General features: G+C 36.9%; 3 protein-coding genes. 2 read left to right on the forward strand and 1 reads right to left on the reverse strand.

All coding sequences use genetic code 11. The features are described from left to right. The first annotated feature begins 12 nt into the window (after positions 1–12). Together H7254_RS21575 and H7254_RS19850 are read left to right on the forward strand one after the other, a co-directional pair. Positions 13–177, forward strand: a complete 165-nt coding sequence (locus H7254_RS21575; RefSeq protein WP_367875463.1) for a CHAT domain-containing protein — start codon at positions 13–15, stop codon at positions 175–177. A gap of 43 nt (positions 178–220) precedes the next feature. Next, positions 221–3,799: a caspase family protein gene (locus tag H7254_RS19850; RefSeq protein WP_301934635.1), complete on the forward strand. Its 3,579-nt coding sequence runs from the start codon at positions 221–223 to the stop codon at positions 3,797–3,799. 8 nt (positions 3,800–3,807) lie between these two features. Here the strand turns inward: H7254_RS19850 and H7254_RS19855 are convergent. After that, positions 3,808–4,559 (reverse strand): caspase family protein (locus tag H7254_RS19855; RefSeq protein WP_301934636.1); only part of this gene is annotated, 752 nt, incomplete at its 5' end.

Below are 4,559 nucleotides of genomic sequence, written 5' to 3' on the forward strand. Positions count from 1 at the left end.
CTCATCGTATCGCTGTGGTCAATAGACGATGAAAAAACTCAGGAGTTTATGATAAATTTTTATGCACAATTACTAAAAACAAACAACATTATAAACTCCTTTAACCAAACCCAACGAAACATGCGGGAAAAATACAAAAACCCATTTTATTGGGCAGGTTTTGAATTTATTGAGTAATGGAAAAAATGTTTTGGGTTAACTATAAAAAGTTTAAAAAATAATGATGCCATTAAAAAATATAACAATAGTTACAGTTTTATTGATAACTCTGTCCATAGCAGTTATTGCGCAGCAGCCGAAGTTGATGTTGCCGATTGGTCATACTAAATCAATTTTAATCACCAAATTTTCTCCTAATGGCAAGTATGTTTTAACTGCTTCAGCAGATGCGGATTTAAAGCTGTGGGATTTGGTTACAGGCAAGCTTTTACATACCTATGCGGCACATAAAAAAGCCATCAGCTTTATTGCTTTTAATAATGATGGTAGTCTGATCGCTTCTGCATCGGAGGATAGCACCGCCATTATTTGGGAAACCGTTTCAGGTAAAATGCGCTATCAACTTAAAGGACATACGGAAAGTGTTACCCGAGTTGAATTTAATAATGCTACGCCAGAAGTAATGACGTCTTCACTCGACAGAACTATCAAAACCTGGGACCTGAACAATGGGGCGTTACTGGCAGATGTAAAGGTGAAACCTATTAGGGAAGGATTTTACAGCAAGAATGGAGAAAAAATTATTTATAATTTAAAGGATGATGAAGTTGCCATCTGCTACCAGGAACAGGAAGAATATAGTTGCTATGGACTTAGAAAACATACAGATCTGATAACCGCAGTGGAACTGTTGGACGATTTGTCCGGATTAATAACAGCCTCAAGAGACAGCACAATTATATTATGGAGTTTAAAAGGGGAAATAATTAAGAGGATTAAATTTAATTATGCCATCGGCGGCATGCAATTATCTGCGGACGGGAAAAAGATATTACTGATTTCTATGTACAATCCCTACATCGAAATGAGAAATCTTTCCGACACTTCTCTTATAGGAAGTTTTGGAAGCAAAGAAAATAAGTATTCGGTTAGTAATGCTAATTGGATAAAGGCAAAATTAACTCCAAAGGGAAATTACCTTTTTGTGGCTTTGGACAATAATGACTCCTCGTATCTATTGGCTGTTTCCGATAAGCTGAATATGGTAAATACATTTACAACAAGGCACGGCATAATATCGGATATCAATTTCTCTAATGATGGCACACAGTTTATACTTTCAGACCAAAATAATAATGCTACCGTCTGGCATGTTGGTAAAAAAGATCCAACCATATTTTTAAAAGGATATACGCATTATGTTAATCATGCGCAATCCATATTTAATGATTCACTAACACTTGTAGCCTCAAGGTTTGGTCCCGTGGAGCTATGGGATAACCGGCAGGATAATTTGCTTTATGCCATCAGGAAACAGATCGTTAAATTTTCACTTAGCGCTTCGGAAAATAAATTGGTTACTATTGATCGGGAAAACTTGTTACAACTATGGAATACCCGCAATGGAAATTTGTTACAGCAGGTAAACATTGGCCGAATTGCGGATCAAGGTCCCATTTTAATATCGCCAAATTGGGGTAATGAGGTCAATGAAAAAGGAAAGCCATTCCTAATTGATAGTTATCAAAAATCTATTGATTATTTAGAAGTGGGTGACCTTAGTCCGGATGAGCAATTTTTTGCAACAGCCACCACTCAAACCGATGGTGCGGCCATCTGGAATTTGAAAACAGGAAAGCTGGAAGTTAATTTACAAATAGGTTCAGAAGGAATTTTTGATGTTGCCTTCGCTCCCAATAGCGAGCAACTACTTGCGGCAGGAAGAAGTGGGGCTGCTGTTTTACTGAACCTGAAAACGATGAAGATTTTAGAATTAGATGGTCACACAAACAACATTAATACGGTTGGTTTCAATGCCGCCGGGTCACTTGCTATTACCGGTAGCTATGATAGTACTTTAAAAATATGGGATGCTATTTCGGGGCGTTTGGTTAAAAGCCTAAATGCCGGCGACGTAATCTGGCACACATCCTTCTCTCCCGATGGTAGTAGTATTGTTGCAACTACATCTCAAAAAATAATGGTTTGGGATGCGCATACTTACCAGCTTCGGTATACTGATGGGCTTAGAAACAAGAAAATAATAAGTAGTCAATTTTTGAAAGATCCGTCAAAAGTATTGCTTTCATTTTATGGTAATACTTCGCCACTTATTTACAATATTAAAACAGGAAAGGTAGTAGATAGCTATCCATCTTCCATGGCTGGTGTTGCCAACGTCAACAGCAACAACTCCATTATTACCACCGCTTTTGAGGATAGAATAAACCGATGGAATGCAACCACAGGAAAACTGCTAACGACTTTTTTTTCAATTGATACCACCGATTATTTTTCTACTATTTCGGGAGATTATTATAAATGTTCTCCTAATGCTTCAAAGTTGTTACACTATGTTACAAATGACTTAAAAGTAATCAGTTTCGAACAACTCGATGTAAAATACAACCGCCCCGATAAAGTACTCGAAGCAATCGGTAATACCGATACTGCATTGATTAACTCCTACAGAAAAGCTTATGAAAAAAGAATAAAAAAATTAGGCATTGATACCACCGCTTTCCGGGATGATTACAGTGTGCCCAAAGCAGATTTTACAAACCGGGATGGCGTAGAATATGAACTGAAAAATGAAAAGCTAACGCTGCACATTAAAGGCATGGATAGCACTTACAAATTAGATCGTTTAAATATTTGGGTGAATGAAACACCTGTTTATGGTCAACGTGGCCTTACACTGCGTTACAAAAATGTGAACCAATTTGATTCCACCTTTTCAATTAATTTATCGGAGGGTAAAAATATTATTGAAACATCTATTACCAATGTAAACGGCACCGAAAGTTATCGTATGCCCTTGCAGGTAAATTATACACCTGCAAATAAGCCAACAGAAAAAACATATTTTATCGGAATTGGTATTGATCAGTTTAATGACAGTAAATACAACCTTAAATACAGTACAAAAGATATCAGGGATCTTTGCAAAAAACTAAAGGAGAAATACACAGACATCATCATTGATACTTTATTCAACGATAATGTAACAATAAGCAATGTAAAAGCCTTAAAGCAAAAGTTGCTTCAAACCTTTGTTAATGATAAGGTGATTATTTCTTACTCCGGCCATGGCATGTTAAGTAAAGATTTTGACTATTATCTTTCCACTTACGCTGTAAATTTTGATAAGCCCGAAGAGAACGGCTTGCCTTATGATGAACTGGAAAATTTATTAGACAGTATTCCTGCAAGAAAAAAACTAATGCTTATAGATGCCTGCCACAGTGGTGAGGTAGATAAAGATGACCTGATTGCTTTAAATGCGACAGATAATAAATTAATTAAAGGGATTAAACCGGTTGCCTATAAAAAAGTAGGGAAGCTAGGATTGAAAAACAGTTTTGAACTGATGCAGAGCCTGTTTGTAAATGTAGGTAAAAGCACCGGTGCAACTATTATTTCTGCCGCAGCAGGTACGCAGTTCGCATTGGAAGGGGTAGACAATTTGCCCAATGGGGTATTCACTTACTGCATACTGGAGGCTATGAATAAATATCCATCAATAAAAATAAGCGAACTTAAAAAGTACGTAGGAGAACGTGTGGTAGAACTTACAAAAGGATTACAAAAACCAACTAGCAGGAATGAAACGATCGCTGTGGATTGGGAGATTTGGTAATAGGCCTGTTATTTATACTTTTCAAGAAATTGTTGTTGACTGTTATCTGCTGTTATTTTCCACGAATGAAAAAAGTTTATAAAATTGCTTTGAACATTGTTTGACCGGATACTTGGAACCTGGGCACCATCACTTAGCCGTTTAACTTCTTTTTCAACATATTCTTTTATTTGGGCCATGGTAATATTTTCCGTTTCGTTTCCGTTTAATGCCGCCATGCTTAATGCCACTGCCCTTATCATTGCATAGGTAAATAATCCGTTCTTTAAAGTTTGCATTTCAAGGGCATAACTATTGCCAAGCGAAGCTGCAATTACATCAATGCCAATGTCGCCAGAAAAATCGGTAAAAAGCTGGTTCATTAAAATAAAAGCCTGCGACTCTGAAAGGCCGTTCTTTTTACTATTATTTATTTTAACTCCCCGTTTTTCGTTATTTACAATCGTGCTAACTCCGGCGGTACCGGAGTTTACCGGCTGGTTTGGTTCCGACCGGTCAAATGCACCACTATGGCAGGCATCAAGTAATAAAATTTTCTTGCGTGATGGGCTTTTGTCAATCAGGTCTAAAATGGTTTCATAAGACAGCCCGTTTTTTTCAGGCTTCAGAAAATCCATATCATGTAAGGCGAAATAAAAATTATTTTTTACATCCAGCAATCCATGCCCCGCAAAATAAATAATTACTACATCATTTATACCGGCACCCTCAATTTGATTCGCCCATTTATTTATATTTTGTTTTGTAACTTCCTTATCTA

Origin of the sequence: Ferruginibacter sp. (assembly GCF_014377975.1) — a bacterium.
GTDB lineage: Bacteria > Bacteroidota > Bacteroidia > Chitinophagales > Chitinophagaceae > Ferruginibacter.